Genomic DNA, 16783 nt, shown 5'->3' with positions numbered 1-16783 from the left:
ACGCCCGATGCCCCCTGAGCCGCTGGCAGAAGAGGAGATAGCCGCTCGCCTGAGCGAGTTGCCGGGATGGGAACGCGAGGGCGAGACCATTGCCCGCACGTTCAAGCACACGTACCACGAGTGCGTTCACCTGGCGATGTACGTCGCCGCCAAGGCCCGAGAGATCGGCCACCACCCCGACATCCACATCACCTGGCAGCGCATCCGCTTAATGATCACCACCCACGACGCCGGTAACCGCCTAACCGCCAAGGACTTCGAACTCGCCCGCCACATCGACATGATCGCCGCGGGCCATGGTGCCGAAGCGACCTGAGCTGATCAGCAGCTCAGCACGAAGAATAGGGTCGTAAGGACCTACAGGAGGCGCTCAATCTACGAGGGGCGCTCGACTGCTCTTCCGAGCAAGATCGCCACGCGCTTGGCGGCGTCCCCCGGATCCTCGTGTTCCCAAACGCGGAGAACACGCCAGCCGGCTTCCTTCAACAACTGATCGGTCTCCGCATCCCTCTCACGGGTGCGACGAACCTTCTCGGCCCAGAAGCCGGCGTTTGTCACGGCGACCGTGTGGTGGAGAGGACAGCCATGCCAGAAACAGCCATCCAGGAAGACGGCAACTTTGGCCTTCGTGAAGACGATGTCGGCCGTCCGGCGGACTGACTTCACCGGACGGATGGCGACGCGATATCGAAGGCCGAGGGCGTGAACAGCGCGACGAAGGGCCAGCTCCGGCTTGGTATCGCGCCCCTTGTTCGATCGCATGCTCCTGCGAACGGCCTCGCTCGACGCCCACGACTTGGTCTGCATGCCCACGAGGCCACGTTAGAGCGGCGGGGCGCTTCAGGCATCTCAGCGGGACGGCCAACGCAGAGATGTTGCGAACTGGTGCTCGATTTTTCCTGGACGGCCGTGGAGACTGTGTCTTCAGCACCTCTGGGCTCGCCTGCTCGCTCGCGGGCTGTGGGGCATCATTCGCCAGTTGTGGCGACGATCGCCCCTATAGTTACGGGGGGGTTGAGTTCGCGGGGAGGGTGGCGTTGACGACTGAGGCGCTCACGGTGATCGACCTGTTCGCAGGCGCAGGGGGCCTTGCCCAAGGGTTCAAGCAGGCCAAGCTCGGTTACCAGACCGTGTTTGCGGTCGAGATAGATCCGGCTGCGGCACGAACCTTCAAGCAGAACTTCGGATGTCCCGTCTACGACGGGCCGATCGAGAAGGTCTCCGACGAGGACTACCCCAAGGCAGACGTGATCATCGGAGGCCCTCCCTGTCAGGGTTTCAGCCCGCTCGGGCGTGATCGAGACGACGCCAGCCGAGCCGTGCTCAACGAGCTGTGGCAGCAGTATCTGAGAGCCGTACGGTTAGTACGGCCCAAGGCGTTTGTGATCGAAAATGTGCCGGAGTTCCAAAAATCGGCGCAGTTCGCCCGTCTGCTACAACTCATGGAGACGGACGAGGACCTCAAGGACTACAAGTTTGGATACGGAGTCCTCAACGCCGCCGACTATGGAGTCCCGCAGAACCGGAGGCGGGGAATTTTTGTCGCCGTACGCGACGTCGAGGAGGTGCCCTGGCCTCCAGAACCGACCCATGGTCCGAACTCATCTGGTAACACGCCCTATGTTTCTCTACGCTCCACAATTGCAGATCTACCCGACTATCCCGAGCGAACAGAAATAACAGTCGATGAGTCCGGCCGGCAGGACCTCCATATTCGGCGGACTCCGACACAGAAATCCCTAGAACGATATCGTGCGATCCCTCCCGGCGGAAACCGATTCGATCTCCGGCGAAACCGACCAGACCTGGAGCCCCGTTGCTGGGCAGAGAAGGCGACGGGAACAACCGACGTCATGGGGCGGCTTTGGTGGGATCGTCCCAGTGTGACGATCCGGACCGAGTTCTACAAGCCGGAAAAAGGGCGCTACCTTCACCCCGTTCACGATCGACCCATCACTCACCGCGAAGCCGCGAGGATCCAGTCTTTCCCGGACGACTTCGTTTTCGTGGGTTCGAAGATCGAGGTTGCTCGTCAGATCGGCAACGCCGTGCCACCCCTACTTGGCCAGAAGCTTGCCCAATTTGTATATGACCTGGCTTTTGCCTCCGAATGCCCATAGCCAATTCGGGGAGATATTAGGGAGTCTCGCCGGAGTTGTGAACGCTTCCCCTAATCGCCTCGCGATCGCTTAAAAAGCTCGCGACACATCGCGATGTAATCCTTGGCGCCGCTTTGCTTCGGGAACCTCCTGATTAGCATGCTCCCCAGCCATAGATAGGCAATCTTCTCGACGGTCTCGGGGATTGCGCACGCCAGGCCGACAACAAGGAGCGCCCATACGGATGGCAGTGGTGCGCCTGATAAGAGGGAAGTCAGGGAGTACCCCGCGACTCCAACAGTGGGCTGAATGGTCTTACGCGCTGCGCCGAATCGGCGCTTCAAGCTCCCCGGCACGGAATCATCATGGCTCTACACCAACACCCTTCTCTCTGGATCACTATTTTGCCATTGGTGTCGAGGTTCTTGTAGTACACCACTTTCGGCTTACGCTCGTCCGGCAGCGCACGCAGGTACCCCTGTGCAATGGCATTATGGTTCCGCATCATCCACAGTCGCCCCCGGCGAAACCGTGGATGCGTTCAGGATGGCCTACCTGGAAAGTGGGCACAAGAGGTGATCACGGAATATGCCCTAGATACACCTTGTGGCATACAGCAACCCCCTAAGCGGTTGTTAGGGCCGCATGCCCATTTTGTGTATCTTTGCCCCATGTGACCCATCATGCGTGGCGTCCGAATTACCATGTCTTGACATCTCTTGCGATGACCATCTAGTCTGCAGGGCAGGTGTTCCTCAAGGGCACCAAATGTTCTGCCCGGATGAGCTAGAAGCCTGAAGGCCGGACCGCCTAACTGGATTGCGTGACGCCACAACAACGAGCCATGTTTCTCGACAACAAGTCACCTGGCTCTGCGTTGGCGTGCCGCGGCCTCAGTAATTCCCCCAAAGACCGGGGAATCCGCTAGCCGTCTCGGACCTAAGGGTTAAGTGAATTATGGCAGTGTCAGGCGGAAACACCCACGGGCGACAGCGTGTGGAGCTCGCACGGCTCGAAAAGTCGCTCAAGGACGCCCTCGCCATCGTGCAGGCCGCTCCTCGGGAGGAGCTGAAACCACAGGAGTGGTTGGAGACAGCAGCCCGAGTCGGGACTCATCTCGCCGAGTCAAGGGAGGCCTTGGCCGAAGTACGTCAAGACCTTCTCGGCGGTGCCCGAACGGCACTTCTCCTCTACTTCCGTAATCACCCGGGGGAGGCTCTCTCGCCGCATCAGCTAGAGGGGGTCGCGGCGATCCGTGCATGGGCGCGACGCATCAGGGAACTTCGCCAGGTTGGCTGGGACATCGAAACCCTGGGAGCAGGCGCCGGCGCCCCTTACCGGCTCACCGTGTCCCAGCTGGACGAGGCCGTGGCTTCAAGCGAGGAAACCATCGAGTCGATCGGTGGCGGAAGCCCTGCAGAGCGACTGATCGAGTATCTCCTTCACATCAGCCCTTGGCCGGCAAGCCCGCAGCAGCTCGAACGTGTCGCCAAGACACCCACGTGGCGGCAGGAGGTCCGGGAGCTCATTGATCAGGGGTGGCTCATTCAGTCGCATGACGACGACCCCGATGTCCCACCTGGGCACTATCGGCTCGCGAATCTTGAGGCTTAGGTCCAGTCCTACGCTTTTGTCTGCCCTCGCGGTTGGCGTAGGGTCCTACGCCAACGAGTGTGTATTCGCAAGGAGAGCGAGCCTCAGTGGTCGATCCAGACGAGGACAAGTTCGCGGCTGGCCCCTCCGACTGGGCCGGCGCGGACAGCCCTGTCTCGCAGGTCGTCCTCCAACAGTCAGAAGCCTGCCTCCAGTCGTACGAGGCAAACTCCGCTCTGATCGAGGAGCACGCGAACATCGAGCGCTCCGTTAAGGAGGGCGGCTACGGGCACCGACAGCTGTATGAGCTGATTCAGAACGGCGCCGACGAGCTCCGGAAAACGCCCAACGGTCTCATTCACGTTGTCCTGACGGCGGACACGCTTTACTGCGCGAACCGTGGTAGGCCGGTTACGCCATCCGGAGTTGGAACGATCCTCGCCTCGCACCTGTCGCGTAAGAAGGGTGCGGAGATCGGACGGTTCGGCCTCGGCTTCAAATCTGTGTTGAGCGTCTCCGATCAGCCCCAGTTCTTCAGCCGTAGCGGGTCCTTCGGTTGGTCCGCCACGCTGTCTGCTCAACGCATCCGGGAACGTGTTCCTGGGACGGGCCCCACTCCTGTGCTCCGCATCGCTCACCTCCTCGATGCTAAGAAGGAACGCGCTGCGGATAAGACGCTTGATGAATTGATGACCTGGGCCTCGACGGTGATCAAGCTTCCACTGGCGACGCATGACCACGCTACTCGCCTTGCTGAGGACCTCGAACTCTTTCCTGCAGTCTTTGCCGTCTTTTCCCCGCATGCCGGCCAGGTAGTCTTGGAGAACAGGCAGGCTTCCAAACTCAGGGAGATCAGTGTTAGCGGCGAGGGCCACCGTCGGTCGCTGAGGGTTCGCGAGAGCGATGGCGAGTACGTATCCGAAGAGTGGGCGGTTTTCGAGAGCAGTTTCCAGCCCCCTGACGAAGCCTGGGCCGATGCCGGTGAGTATCGTAACCGTGTCGAGGTGCCCATAGCGTGGGCAGTTCCGTCTTCCGGGTCTCGGGAACGGGAGCTGGGGGAGTTCTGGGCATTCTTCCCCACTACGTATGCGACCACCCTCCGCGGAGTCTTGAACGCCGCGTGGAAAACCAATGAGGATCGCCAACATCTTCTTGAGGGAAACCGTTTCAATGAAGCTCTGATGAAAGAGGCCGCCCGCCTCGTTGTGGCCTCGCTTCCCGCGCTTTCTACCCCGGAAGACCCGGCACGACCTCTGTCGCTCATGACGGCACGTGGACGAGAGACGCGGAACTGGGCAGACGCGTTGCTTACCAATTGCGTCCACGAGGAGGCCACGCGAAACCCCTCTCTGCCTGATCAATTGGGCAGATTCCAGCGCCCGAGCGCGATCAAGATCCACCCTCGGGGCGCAGCGGCAGATGACAGACATTGGAAGACCTGGGTCGAGAGATGGGCTGGCTACCCGGGTCGTCCAACCAACTGGTGCCATTCCACGGTTGAGAGCTCTGCGACCCGCCGAGCCCGCGCCGAGTCGTTGATTGAGTCGGCCGGCGCCAGGGTGAGTAGCGTCCAGGAGTGGCTGGAGGCACTGGTCTCCGACGGAACTGTCGCTGCCTCTGCCGTAGCACTGTCCATCGTGGCGGAGATGGTCGCAGAGGGACATCCGTACGCGGAACAGGCACGCGAGTCGGCCATTCTCAGGACGGCAAGTGGACGAATGGTTCCCCCACAGGGGGACCGCGTGTTCAGGCGCACGTCCATGGACCCGTCCAGTGAAGTCACTGTTTACGTCGACTCCGATTTGGAGAACGACTCCGCGACATCTCGATTCCTTGACATTCTCGGCATTCGAGAGGCCGACGCCTTTGGCCGCCTCGCTGCTGCCGTCTCCGGAGGCTTTGTCTCCTACCGAAACGCCGACTGGGATCGCTTCTGGCTACTCGCACGGCAGACCGGGGCGGAGCGGGCAGTGGAACACCTGACGAGCCAAGGCGTGAGCACACAACTCAAAGTCCGCAACCGCTATGGGACATACAAGCGGCTGAGCCAGCTCCTTCTTCCCGGCGCCGTCATTCCTTCCGGAAGCCCTGACGACGGTGACTTCGTGGTTGATGAGGACTTCCATCACGATGACATGAGGATGCTCCGCCTCCTCGGCATGTCCGACAGCCCCAGCACCGGCGTGGATCCATCCTCTGCCTCGTGGTACGACGACTACCGGTCGAGCATGATTGAGCGGTACTACAAGGCTTTGCCGCCAGATGTCCGAAGGCCTCAGGCAGGTAAGATCGTAGTCACAGGTCCTCATCCCGCTGGCCATTTGGGTCTGTTGTACGGCCTTACGCCCGGTGCGCGCGCTCGTTACATCCAGCAGCTCCCTTCTGAAGGATTGGTGACGACCTGGACCGTCTACGCGCTGACTCGCTCGAATGAAACCCCGCTATCCATACCGTCGCCGTTGATCTGGGTTATTGAACAAAACGGCAGGCTGGCCACTTCGATGGGCATCCGCCGTATTGCCGACTGTGTGGGCCCGGGCTTAGAGGAGTACGCTCGCGTCCTGCCGGTCGCCGACGTGGACCCAGGTCTAGCTCGTGCTCTCGGACTGCCCAACACGTTGGAAGCCATCAAGGGGGTTCTGTGGTTCTCCCTTCTGAAAGACGCACTTTCGAGTGAGAATCACATAGAGCTGGGCAGCCTGTACGCGGTTGCGGCGACGCAATTGAGCGCGCCTCCGAAAATTCGCTGCCAGCAGGGCTCTGAGTGGGTGTCCTCTCCTCCAGGGGACGTGGTCGCCACTGCGGATCCTATGCAGTACCGGCGTCTGCAAGCCGGTGGCATGGCCGCGATCCTGGTCCCGCAGTCAGATGATGTCGCAGTGCTCGTGGACGCATGGGGGATGAAGACCTTTGATGAGGTCTACATCACTGAATTGCGCGCGACCCGACAGGGTGAGCCGACTCCCCTTGAAGACGTGTTTCCTCAGCTCAAGTTCGAGCCTGGGCGCCCTCTGCGAGGTCTCGCCCTCGTGCGGTGCGACGAGTTGGATCAGCTCGTCCGTACCCCATCCGGCCAGACCTCGGAACCGGTGGACATCGGCCGGCGTGAGGACACCATCTTCTGGCATGACCTCGGGGACGATCTGGCCCTGCTGAGGGAGTTGAACCACCTACTTAGACTCGGGCTGTCGGAAGAGCGCTGCCGAGAGGTGCTTCGGCACCGTAAGGACGTCCAGCGAGACCAGCAGATCGTCAAGGTCCGGCAAATGCCGGACCTACGGGACAAGCTGGTGGCCATGCTCGGTGGTGACGTGCTCCGTGAACGATTGCCCTACGGCCTCATCGATGCTGTCGAGTCCGAGGAAGGGCCGATTGACGATCGAGGCATTGCCGAACTCGCGATGGCCGTTCATGGCCCCGGTGTGCTGCGTGAGTTCCGGCAGGAGTTGGAGGAAAGGGGCTTCCCGGTGCCAGTCCAGATGGCTGGCAGTCATCAGGCCAAGGCGTTTGTCTCCGATCTTGGCTTTCCTGCGGAGTACGCCGGGTTCCGGCAGCCAGGGCTTGAGCCCTTGCTAACTGTCCAGGGTCCGGTGGACTTCCCACCCCTCCACGAGTACCAGGAGCTCATGGTCGGACGAATCCTGGAGGTGCTACAGAGCCGGCCAGCACAACGAGGAATGGTCAGTCTCCCCACAGGGGCAGGTAAGACGCGGGTGGCCGTCGAGGCTCTCATCCGACGGCTGCGGGCACTTCCACCTGAGGCGATCTCGGTTCCGGTTCTCTGGGTGGCTCAGACGGAGGAGCTGTGTGAGCAGGCCGTGCAGAACTGGCAGTCAATCTGGCGCCATACCGGCCCGTCACAGCAGCTGACCATCAGCAGGCTGTGGAGCACGAACGAGGCTGACCCCGTTGTGGAGGGCTATCACCTCGTTGTCGCAACCGACGCCAAGCTAGAAAAGATCATCGAAACCCATGAATATGCATGGTTACGAGGGGCTCAGGCCGTTATCGTCGATGAGGCTCACACGTCAATCAGCCCTCGTTACACGCAGGTGCTGGCTGCTCTGGGGCTGACTCCGCATCGATCCCGCTGCCCACTCATCGGTTTGAGCGCGACGCCCTTCCGCGGAGCGAACACAGTAGAAACCGAACGTTTGGTTGCCCGGTACGGAAGGAACAGGCTCGATCACAATCGGGACGGCACTGAGATCCTGGGCCCTCAGCCGTACCGGACGCTACAGGAGCTCGGCGTGCTGGCTCGCGTCAGGCATGAGGAGCTACCAGGCGCGACGCTCGACCTCACTGCTCGTGAGCGTGACACGCTGCAACAACTGCGCCGCCTTCCTCCAACGGCGGAGGAGCGGCTTGGCCTCGACAGTGCCCGCAATCGAATCCTTATCGACAAGATTCTTGCCCTGCCAGATGACTGGCAGATCCTGCTCTTCGCCACTTCGGTCAACCATGCCCAGGCCATGGCGGCCCTTCTCAACCGCAGGGGGGTTACGGCCGCCGCGGTGTCAGGTGACACCGACCTTGGCCAGCGGCGATATGTCATCGAACAGTTCAAGAATCGGGGCATTCGAGTCCTCACCAACTACAACGTTCTCTCCCAAGGCTTCGACGCGCCTGCGACACGAGCGGTGATTGTGGCTCGCCCCACTTACAGCCCTAATGTGTATCAGCAGATGATCGGACGAGGGTTGCGTGGGCGTTTGAACGGGGGCAAGGATGAGTGTCTGATCATCAACGTCGCTGACAACATCGCACAGTATGGCGAGGAATTGGCGTTCCGCCAGTTCGAATACCTGTGGAAGACCCAATGATCAATTCTGCGCACTGGACGGAGGCGCAGCAGCGGCTGATCGAAGAGCCGGCTGATGCTCGTCTCCTGGTGACGGCTCCTGCAGGTAGCGGCAAGACCTTTTCGCTCATACACCGTCTTGCGTATCTCATCGACGAGGAAGGTCTGGAACCATCAGAACTTCTTGTCCTGAGCTTCTCCCGCGCAGCGGTCCGTGAGATAAGGAAGAGGCTCGTTGCGCTTGACAGTGCTGCCGCCCAGGTCGAGGTCCGAACATTCGACTCTTATGCGACCTGGCTCTTGTCGGAGCTCGTGCCGGACGGTCCTTGGCAACGCGTGAGCTTCGATCAGCGCATCCGGGAGGCGACTCGGCTGATCAAGGAGGATCCGGAGGGAGCGGAGCAGATAGGTGAAGTCAGGCACCTGGTAGTGGACGAAGTCCAGGATCTGGTCGGCGTTCGAGCACAGCTCGTGCAGGCGCTTCTCGAGACCGATCTTGAGGGCTTCACCCTGTTGGGCGATCCAGCCCAAGGCATTTACGGCTTCCAACTCGACGATCCACAGGAGCGCTTGGCCGGGGCGGCTCGGCTGTATCAGTACGTGCGCAGTAGCTTTGGAACCGAGCTTGAGGAGATCTCTCTCCGCGGCAACTTCCGTGCCCGCGAGCCAGAGGCCGAGGTAGCGCTCTCGTTCGGTGACGCACTGGGTGCAGTTGACGCCCCCTTCGCCACCATCCAACGAGGGCTGCGGACCGCGCTTCTGGAAGGCGATTCCCTCGGTACGCTGGACCAGGCCGCGCCGGTGCTGTCACGAGTGGTGGTGCCAACCGCGGTGCTCTGCCGTGCGAACCACGAGGTTCTCCTGGTCTCACGGCGGCTTCACGCGCTTGGCGTGCCTCATCGCCTCCAACGCTCGGCTCAGGATCAGGTAATCCCGTCGTGGGTCGCTGCGATCTTCCGCGAACTCGACTCCAAGCAGCCGACCAAGGACGCTGTTCTGGCAGTGGTCAGCAAAGCCGGCATGGACGCGGAAGAAGCCTGGCGGATCCTGCGCCGTATGGATTCCAATCGCCGTGGGGAGACGCTCGATCTCACGACTGTCCGTAGACTGCTGCTCGGCGGGGATTTCCCTCAGCAACCTCCAGAGCAGCTCGTCGTCTCGACTATCCATCGGGTCAAAGGCATTGAGTTCGATCAGGTCGTTCTCGTTGATCCAGGTGACGCACCGGACGACGACCCTATCGAGCAGGCCGAGCGTGCACGTCTGATGTATGTGGCGATGACCCGCCCAAGGGACCTGCTGATGCACGTGAAACCGGTCGGCAAACTCTCCGCTGGTTATCTCAAACGGCAAAACGACGGCCGGTGGGCCGAACTGGGCTTCAAGCCAGGGCGATATCTGGGCATGGAAATACGTCCAGAGGATGTGAATGCGGAGGAACCCGCAGGCGCGGTCGGCTTTGTACAAGATCCCCAAGAGATCCAGAACTATCTGGCCACCATGGTGCGAAGCGGTGATCTGGTCAGGTTCGTTGCGGCGCCTGAACGTGCCTCTGAAGAGGCTCCCCAATACATCGTGGAGCATGAGGGCCACCGCATCGGCGTGACCACGGCTTCTTTCGGCAGAGCGCTCCGGACGCTCGTTCCCGGTCGGGGCCGCCAGCTGCCTCCATCCATCGAGGATCTTCGGGTGGACGATGTGGAGACTGTCATCGGACGGGAGGCCGCCGGCCTCAACGCTGGCCTTGGCTGGTCAGGTGTATGGCTTCGGCCACGAATCGGAGGACTAGGGCGTTTCGACTGGACTGGTGGGTAAGCGTGAGTTTCGACAAGCACTATGCGTTTCGGCAGGAACTGGTTTCGCGGCTAGAGCAAGACCTGATCGGACCTAGCGGTTCCACGAGGGAGACGATCACAGACCCGCCGATCACCAAGTACGCGGCCGGCATCCTCTTCCCTCAGTCCCAGGACGTGGTGGCCGACGTCAATGCCTTGGACGAGGAGCCAGAGAACAAGCACCAGAGCGAGGTTCCGGACCCGGCCATCACTATGGCCAACATCCGGTACCCCTCCTCGATGGGCATGACCTTCTCTGTTGACATCAGGGCAGCGGACAGCATCCTCGTGGAGGTGGAGGCTGCACGTTATGTGCCCGAGACGACTCTCGAAGAACGTCGTGGGCGCACCGGTACTGTCGCCGAGGGTTCCTGGCGGCGTGAGCCACTTTCGATCGCGCCTCGGAGAATCAGGGTCTCGGCCGCGTTTCAGGACCAGATACCACTTGCTGACGATCTGGAACTGTTCGTTCGTGTAAGGCCAGCGGATTCCAACATGGTTTCGGCCGTTACATTGGCGCTTTCGAACAAGCATCGATCGGCGGCGAAAACCGCTGACCGAGATGCGATGGCCTTCTTTCAGCCTCGAATCACAGTCAGGGGGGCCGACGGTGCTGCTCCCTTCGTGGAACGCCCGTCGCTCGGACTGGCGACCGATGCGGACGAGGAACTCAACTCGTACCGACTCCTGTATAGGCACGCGCCGACATTCGCTACAGGCCACGGTTGCGCTGTGGAATGGCAACCTTCGGAAGTTGCCATCAATGATATGACTTCGATTACTTCGACCGGCTGGATACGCACGACCTTCGTTCCAGAACACGATCTTCGCCTTGCCGACTCCAACCCAACCATCGACGTTCGCCGACTTGGAATGCATCATCTGGCGACGTCATCTGATGCCGAGGTTGTTTCCGCCTTGAAGGCGCTCACGGCCGGGTATCGGGAGTGGATCAGGTTAAGGGCCGCTCAGGCTGAAAGCATCGCCACCGAGAGCCTCCGTAAGACCGCTCGGGAGCACTTGGACAGGTGCAACGCAGCTTGCGATCGCATGGAGGCGGGGATCGAACTTCTCGCAGACACTGCAGACCCGATCCCTATGGAGGCATTTCGTCTTACCAATCAAGCGATGGCCATGCAGCGATCTCGGACAGAGTGGCTGAGGTCATCTGTACGGAAGAGTACGTCTCCTGACGATAAAGAAGGCGTATGGCGACCTTTTCAGATAGCCTTCATTCTCCTGTCGCTGCGTGGTCTGGCTGAGCGGGAGTCCGCCGATCGTGACATTGCCGACGTGCTGTGGTTTCCCACAGGTGGTGGCAAGACGGAGGCTTACCTGGGCCTGATCGCTTTCTCGACGTTCCTGAGACGGCTGCGTGATCCGAAAGACGGTGGTGGCGTTACCGTTCTCATGCGCTATACGCTCCGCCTGCTCACGGTTCAGCAGTTCGAACGTGCGGCTCTCCTTATGTGTTGTATGGAGCGGCTCCGTCGGGATCGAACTGACCGCCTGGGATGGAGTGAGATTTCTATCGGTATGTGGGTGGGTCGCGGATCCACTCCAAATACTCTGGACGAAGCGAAACGGTCGCTTCGAAAGCTGGCGAAGAATGAAGTGGTGCAGGAAGAAAACCCTGTCCAGCTTCGATCCTGCAGCTGGTGCGGGACTGCCCTCGATCACTACAACTACAAGGTTTCGGACGACCGTCTGGTCATTGCCTGTGGTACGCCGGGTTGTGACTTTGCCGACGGCCTTCCGATCCATGTGGTAGACGAGGTCATCTACGCCGCGCGGCCCACACTGATCATCGCGACAGCGGACAAGTTTGCCGGGCTGCCCTGGAAACCGGAGATTGGGCACCTCTTCAACCACTTCAGTGCCGAGCCCCCTCCTGAATTGATCATTCAGGACGAGCTGCACCTCATTTCCGGTCCCTTGGGCACTCTGGCCGGTCTCTACGAGACGGCAGTTGACCTCATCGGTTGTCGCCCGAAGGTGGTGGCGTCGACGGCCACCATCCGCCGTGCGGTGCATCAGGGACGTGCGCTGTTCGACCGACAGGTGGAGCAGTTTCCACCGCCTGGACTCGACGCTCGTGACTCCTACTTCTCGGTCGAGACGGCGCCGTCCCGGAAGGCTAGCAGGCTGTATGTGGGCCTCATGGCGCCGGCAACCAGCCAAGCCAGTTTGATGGTGCGGACCTATGCCGCGCTTCTTCACCATGCCCAGGCGATAGAAGGCGACGACGCGGTTCGAGATGCGTATTGGACGCTCCTCGGATACTTCAACAGCCTGCGGGTCCTCGGCGGCGCCAAGCTTCAGGTTCAGGACGACGTTAATGACCGCCTTGATCTATTGAGTGAGGGGTTACCTCAGAAGCGACGTGACATCGGCCGTGATATCGAGCTGACCAGTCGGGAGCCGTCAAGTGCTATACCGGGCCATCTCCAGGACATGGCCACGCCCCTGCCTGATGCTCTCGGCGTGATCCTCGCCACGAACATGATCTCCGTGGGAGTCGACGTCGATCGGCTCGGGTTGATGGTCATGATGGGTCAGCCTCAGTCCACCTCCGAGTACATCCAGGCCACCAGCCGTGTCGGACGAAAATGGCCAGGCCTGGTGGTCACCCTGTTCAACGCAGCAAGATCCAGGGACCGCTCGCACTACGAGAACTTCACCGCCTACCACTCAGCCCTGTATCGCCAGGTTGAAGCTACAAGCGTGACGCCGTTCTCCGCCCGCGCCCGCGACCGTGGCCTGCACGCGGTCGTCGTCGGCCTGGCGCGCCTACTGATTCCCATGGCACGCCCCAAAGAGGCGGCCGCGCTCATCGCTGAGTTCGAGGAAGACCTACGGAACCACTGCGATGAGATTCTGGCCCGCGTCGAGAGGGTCGCCGGACAGACCGAGCGCGACATGGCGGCCAAACAAATCGACGAAATAATTGCACGGTGGCGAGAGGCAGCAGAGGCAGACCCGGAGCTCAAATACGGTACTTACCGACAGCCCGGGCTCCTCGTGGATGCCGGCCGCTGGGACGAGTCAGACGATCAACTTGCTTATTCCTTCGAGACTCTCTGGAGTCTGCGGGATGTGGACGTGGAGTCCACCCTCTACCTGGACAGGGGAACAAGGTGAAGGGGAAGCCAATCGGCGGCGTACGCCGCGCCCAGCTCATCACCACTTACGGGGTCGGCTCCTTGATCGCAGTCGGTAGCGAGTCGTTTATGGTTGCCGGCCTTGACCTCTGGTCTGAGTTCGGTCCCTACGATCAGATCATCCACGAACGACGGCTTGAGAGGGAACTCGGAGTTAAGAGGTTCCGCCTCCCCCCGGCGTCCGACAGCGAAAAATACGGCGATGTCCCGGTTGTTCGGTTTCCAGAGATGCAGTCCTGCATGAGCTGTAACCGGCTCGCCCAGGCTCGGTTCTTTGGTGCTACACGTAGTCCGGCAAAATGCCAGAAATGTAATCGTGAGCTAGTGCCATCCAGGTTCGTCGTATGCTGCGCCGCTGGTCACATCGACGACTTTCCCTACTATCGCTGGCTCCATAAGGGCGGTGGGTCGCCTGGTAGCGATAGTCCCAAGCATGAGCTGAAGCTCAAGGCTTCGGGACGCAGCGCATCGCTCGGCGACATCGAGATCTCGTGTACCTGCGGCGTGCGTCCCGTAACGATGGAAGGCGCTCTCAGCAAGGGCGCCTTGAGTGGGATCAGTTCATGCACGGGTAGGCGTCCATGGCTGGGTGACGTTCCGCGGGAAGAGTGCCAGGAGCTTCCACGAGCGATGCAGCGAGGTGCGTCGGGAGTGTGGTTTTCCGACGTCCGCTCCGCCCTTTCCATTCCGCCGTGGTCAGAAGGCGTTCAGAAGCTTGTGGAGCGTAACTGGAACTCGCTTAGGAGGGCTGCTGACCTTCGCGATCGCATTGAAGAGCTTGAACTGGCGAATCGTATGTACAGCGTTGAGCAGATTATTCAGGCCGTAGAGAGGCGCCGTCAGGACGAGGCAGGTCACACGGACACCTCCGAGGAGGCGTTGAAATTCGAGGAGTACCAGGCACTCAACAGGACCACTGAGGAGAAGCCCGAGAAGCAGGACTTTGTTTGCGTACCATGGCACGACGATTCGGTTGGTACGGAATTAGCCATCGATCAGGTCATGCGGGTTAAGCGGCTGCGGGAGGTCCGAGTGCTCCGGGGATTCAGTCGTTTGGCTGCGCCCAGCTCCGTGAATCCGCGTCAACGGGCGTCGCTCTACACGGCGGAGAGCCGTCCCGACTGGTTGCCGGCGATCGAAGTCATCGGCGAAGGAGTCTTCTTGCGCCTGGATGGCGCTCGACTCGCAGAATGGGAAAAACGTTCAGATGTTCTGGCGCGTGTCGCACCGATGGACGCAGCGTACCAAGAGCGCTTTACTCGCTTTGGCCTACCACCGGATCGAGAGATCACGCCTCGCCTGGTTATGATCCACACTCTTGCTCATGCAATCATCAACGAGTGGAGTCTCGACTCTGGCTATCCTGCTGCCTCCTTGCGTGAGCGGCTGTATGTATCGGATGAGATGTCCGGATTCCTTGTTTACACGGCTACTAGCGACTCTGCGGGCAGTCTCGGCGGAATTGTGGCGCAAGTAGAATCGGGTAGGCTTGCAACCTCTATCCGTACCGCACTCGACAGAATTTCATGGTGCTCGGCCGATCCTCTGTGCATCGAGTCGGACAGTAGCGGCACCGATAACTTGAATCGTGCTGCCTGTCATTCGTGCGTATTGCTTCCCGAGACCAGTTGTGAGGAATTCAACGTCCTTCTTGATCGTGCCCTTCTGGTTGGGACGCAAGATAATCCAACTCTTGGATTTTTTGCGGGAGCACAGAGCGGGTAACGGCAAGGACTTTGGCCGGGGTGGCCATGCCGGACGCCGACCTCGTGGCACCCCTTCGGTGTTTCGACTGAGCGGTCCGGGTGTGCCTGGAAGCTGGCACGGGGGCGTCGGACGAGGAAGTGGGTGCACCTGCGTTCCGGCTCGTGCTTGAGCGAACGCTCAAATCGACCTACTCTCAGTTTGAGCAGTTGCTCAAACTGAGGAGGTGGCTTGTGGGTCGGTCTGTGTACGTCGAGTGCTTGGTCCGGGCCGACATGGAGGCCTTGTGGGAGCGGACGCAGGGGCCTGAGCTGCACAAACGGTGGGATCTGCGGTTTACGGAGATCGACTACCTGCCGCGTGCCGACGACGGGCCGCAGCGGTTCCGGTACGTCTTTCGCCTCCTGCCTGGGCTTGTCATCAACGGCACCGGCGTCACGACCGGGGACCGTCACGACACCGACGGCAGGACGTCGGCGCTGCGGTTCTCTTCGGGCCATCCGCTCTCGCTGATCCGCTCCGGCTCCGGTTACTGGCGATACGTCCCCACCAACGACGGGGTCCGCTTCATCACTCGGTACAGCTATCGCCCCGGCTGGGGCAAGGCCGTGGACCTCGTCTTCCGGCCGCTCATCGGCTGGGCGACTGCCTGGTCCTTCGACCGGCTTCGCCTCTGGCTGGAGGCCGGCCAGACGCCCGAGCGCTCCCTGTGGCAGGCCCTCGCCGAACTGTGCGTACGCGTGCTCGCCGCCGGCATCGCCATACAGGCGACCCCGGCCGTCATCGCCTGCATGGTCGTCGCGGCGGCTGTCCTCTTGCCGCCGCTTCCGTCGACTCCCGCTGCCCGCCGATGCCTGCGCCGTCCGCCCGATCGGCTGGCGTTCAAAGCTCCCCTGACCCACCTGGAGATGCCATGACCTCGATTTTCGAACGCGCCCTCGGCACCGACTTCGCCCGCCTGCACCCGCAACTGCGGCGCCGGTTCGGCGTCAGCGTCACCGACGGGCAGGCCTGCGTCGGCACGGGGGTGATGGAGCACATCTGGCACGCGGGCTTCACCCGGCCGTTCCTCGCCCTCGGCGGAACCCGCAACATCCTGATCCCCGAGCAGGGGCGGCAGGTGCCGTTCACTATCGAGAACTACCCGTACGTCGACTCGTACGGGCGGGAGACGGTCAGCTTCGTCCGCACGTTCGACCTGCCAGGCCGCCCCAGGCGGTTCGACGCCCAGATGGTGTACGACCCCGCCAAAGGCATCGTCGACTACCTGGGCTCGCACCAGCATCTGGCCGTGGATCTGGACCTTCAGGTGGACGAGCGCGGGGGCCTCGTCATCCGCTCCAGTGGGTTCCGCCTGCACGAGGGTTGGTTCTCGTGCCGTCTTCCCGCGCTCATGACCGGCACGGCCGTCGTCAGGGAGTCATACGACGACGAAGCCGAGGAGTTCCGCGTCGGGGTGACGGTCTCGCACCACACACTGGGCCCGATGTTCGGTTACTGGGGCGCATTCAAAGCCCGGTACGTCGACGTGTCGGAGCACGGCGTGCCCGCCGCCCTGAAGCCGCGGCGCGAAGAGGCACGCCTGTGAGC

Annotated in this window: 10 protein-coding genes; 9 read left to right on the top strand and 1 reads right to left on the bottom strand. The window is 61.4% G+C overall.

Annotated elements, in window-relative coordinates:
• Nucleotides 1-7: 7 nt before the first annotated feature.
• Complete coding sequence (locus FH610_RS05980) at nucleotides 8-316, top strand: 4a-hydroxytetrahydrobiopterin dehydratase (RefSeq protein ID WP_139573298.1); 309 nt, start codon at nucleotides 8-10, stop codon at nucleotides 314-316.
• 59 nt (nucleotides 317-375) lie between these two features.
• Here FH610_RS05980 and FH610_RS05975 read toward each other — a convergent pair whose 3' ends face one another.
• On the bottom strand, nucleotides 376-762 hold the full coding sequence (locus FH610_RS05975; protein WP_240808826.1) for a very short patch repair endonuclease: 387 nt from the start codon (nucleotides 760-762) through the stop codon (nucleotides 376-378).
• Nucleotides 763-1058: 296 nt separating this feature from the next.
• Here FH610_RS05975 and FH610_RS05970 point away from each other — a divergent pair, with 296 nt between their 5' ends.
• The 8 genes from FH610_RS05970 (at nucleotide 1059) to FH610_RS05935 (ending at nucleotide 16781) form a co-directional block, all read left to right on the top strand.
• Nucleotides 1059-2120 (top strand): DNA cytosine methyltransferase, encoded by a 1062-nt coding sequence (locus FH610_RS05970; protein WP_240808791.1) that lies wholly within the window; start codon nucleotides 1059-1061, stop codon nucleotides 2118-2120.
• A gap of 975 nt (nucleotides 2121-3095) precedes the next feature.
• Complete coding sequence (locus FH610_RS05965) at nucleotides 3096-3713, top strand: hypothetical protein (RefSeq protein WP_139573296.1); 618 nt, start codon at nucleotides 3096-3098, stop codon at nucleotides 3711-3713.
• 86 nt (nucleotides 3714-3799) lie between these two features.
• Nucleotides 3800-8515 carry a DEAD/DEAH box helicase gene (locus FH610_RS05960; RefSeq protein ID WP_139573295.1) on the top strand — a complete coding sequence of 1572 codons (4716 nt, stop codon included), beginning with the start codon at nucleotides 3800-3802 and terminating at the stop codon, nucleotides 8513-8515.
• The gene (locus FH610_RS05955; protein WP_139573294.1) at nucleotides 8512-10308 is read left to right on the top strand and encodes a UvrD-helicase domain-containing protein; all 1797 of its coding nucleotides are present in this window, start codon (nucleotides 8512-8514) and stop codon (nucleotides 10306-10308) included. The genes FH610_RS05960 and FH610_RS05955 overlap by 4 nt, the downstream gene beginning before the upstream one ends.
• 2 nt (nucleotides 10309-10310) lie before the next feature.
• A complete protein-coding gene (locus tag FH610_RS05950) occupies nucleotides 10311-13469 on the top strand; it encodes a helicase-related protein (RefSeq protein WP_240808790.1) in 3159 nt (1052 codons plus the stop codon).
• A complete protein-coding gene (gene drmB / locus FH610_RS43535) occupies nucleotides 13466-15214 on the top strand; it encodes a DUF1998 domain-containing protein (protein WP_139573292.1) in 1749 nt (582 codons plus the stop codon). The genes FH610_RS05950 and drmB overlap by 4 nt, the downstream gene beginning before the upstream one ends.
• A gap of 212 nt (nucleotides 15215-15426) precedes the next feature.
• Nucleotides 15427-16110 (top strand): hypothetical protein, encoded by a 684-nt coding sequence (locus tag FH610_RS05940; RefSeq protein ID WP_205825588.1) that lies wholly within the window; start codon nucleotides 15427-15429, stop codon nucleotides 16108-16110.
• Complete coding sequence (locus tag FH610_RS05935; protein ID WP_139573291.1) at nucleotides 16107-16781, top strand: DUF4166 domain-containing protein; 675 nt, start codon at nucleotides 16107-16109, stop codon at nucleotides 16779-16781. Before FH610_RS05940 ends, FH610_RS05935 begins: the two co-directional genes overlap by 4 nt.
• Nucleotides 16782-16783 lie beyond the last annotated feature (2 nt).

Source organism: Microbispora catharanthi, assembly GCF_006334915.2.
In the GTDB taxonomy this organism is placed as follows: Bacteria; Actinomycetota; Actinomycetes; order Streptosporangiales; family Streptosporangiaceae; genus Microbispora; species Microbispora catharanthi.
This window is presented reverse-complemented; position numbering and strand designations above follow the sequence as displayed.

Excerpts from the sequence above, each read along its gene's own strand:
- FH610_RS05980 (WP_139573298.1), top strand. The coding sequence starts at position 8 with ATGCCCCCTGAGCCGCTGGCAGAAGAGGAGATAGCCGCTCGCCTGAGC.
- FH610_RS05975 (WP_240808826.1), bottom strand. The coding sequence starts at position 762 with ATGCGATCGAACAAGGGGCGCGATACCAAGCCGGAGCTGGCCCTTCGT.
- FH610_RS05955 (WP_139573294.1), top strand. The coding sequence starts at position 8,512 with ATGATCAATTCTGCGCACTGGACGGAGGCGCAGCAGCGGCTGATCGAA.
- FH610_RS05935 (WP_139573291.1), top strand. The coding sequence starts at position 16,107 with ATGACCTCGATTTTCGAACGCGCCCTCGGCACCGACTTCGCCCGCCTG.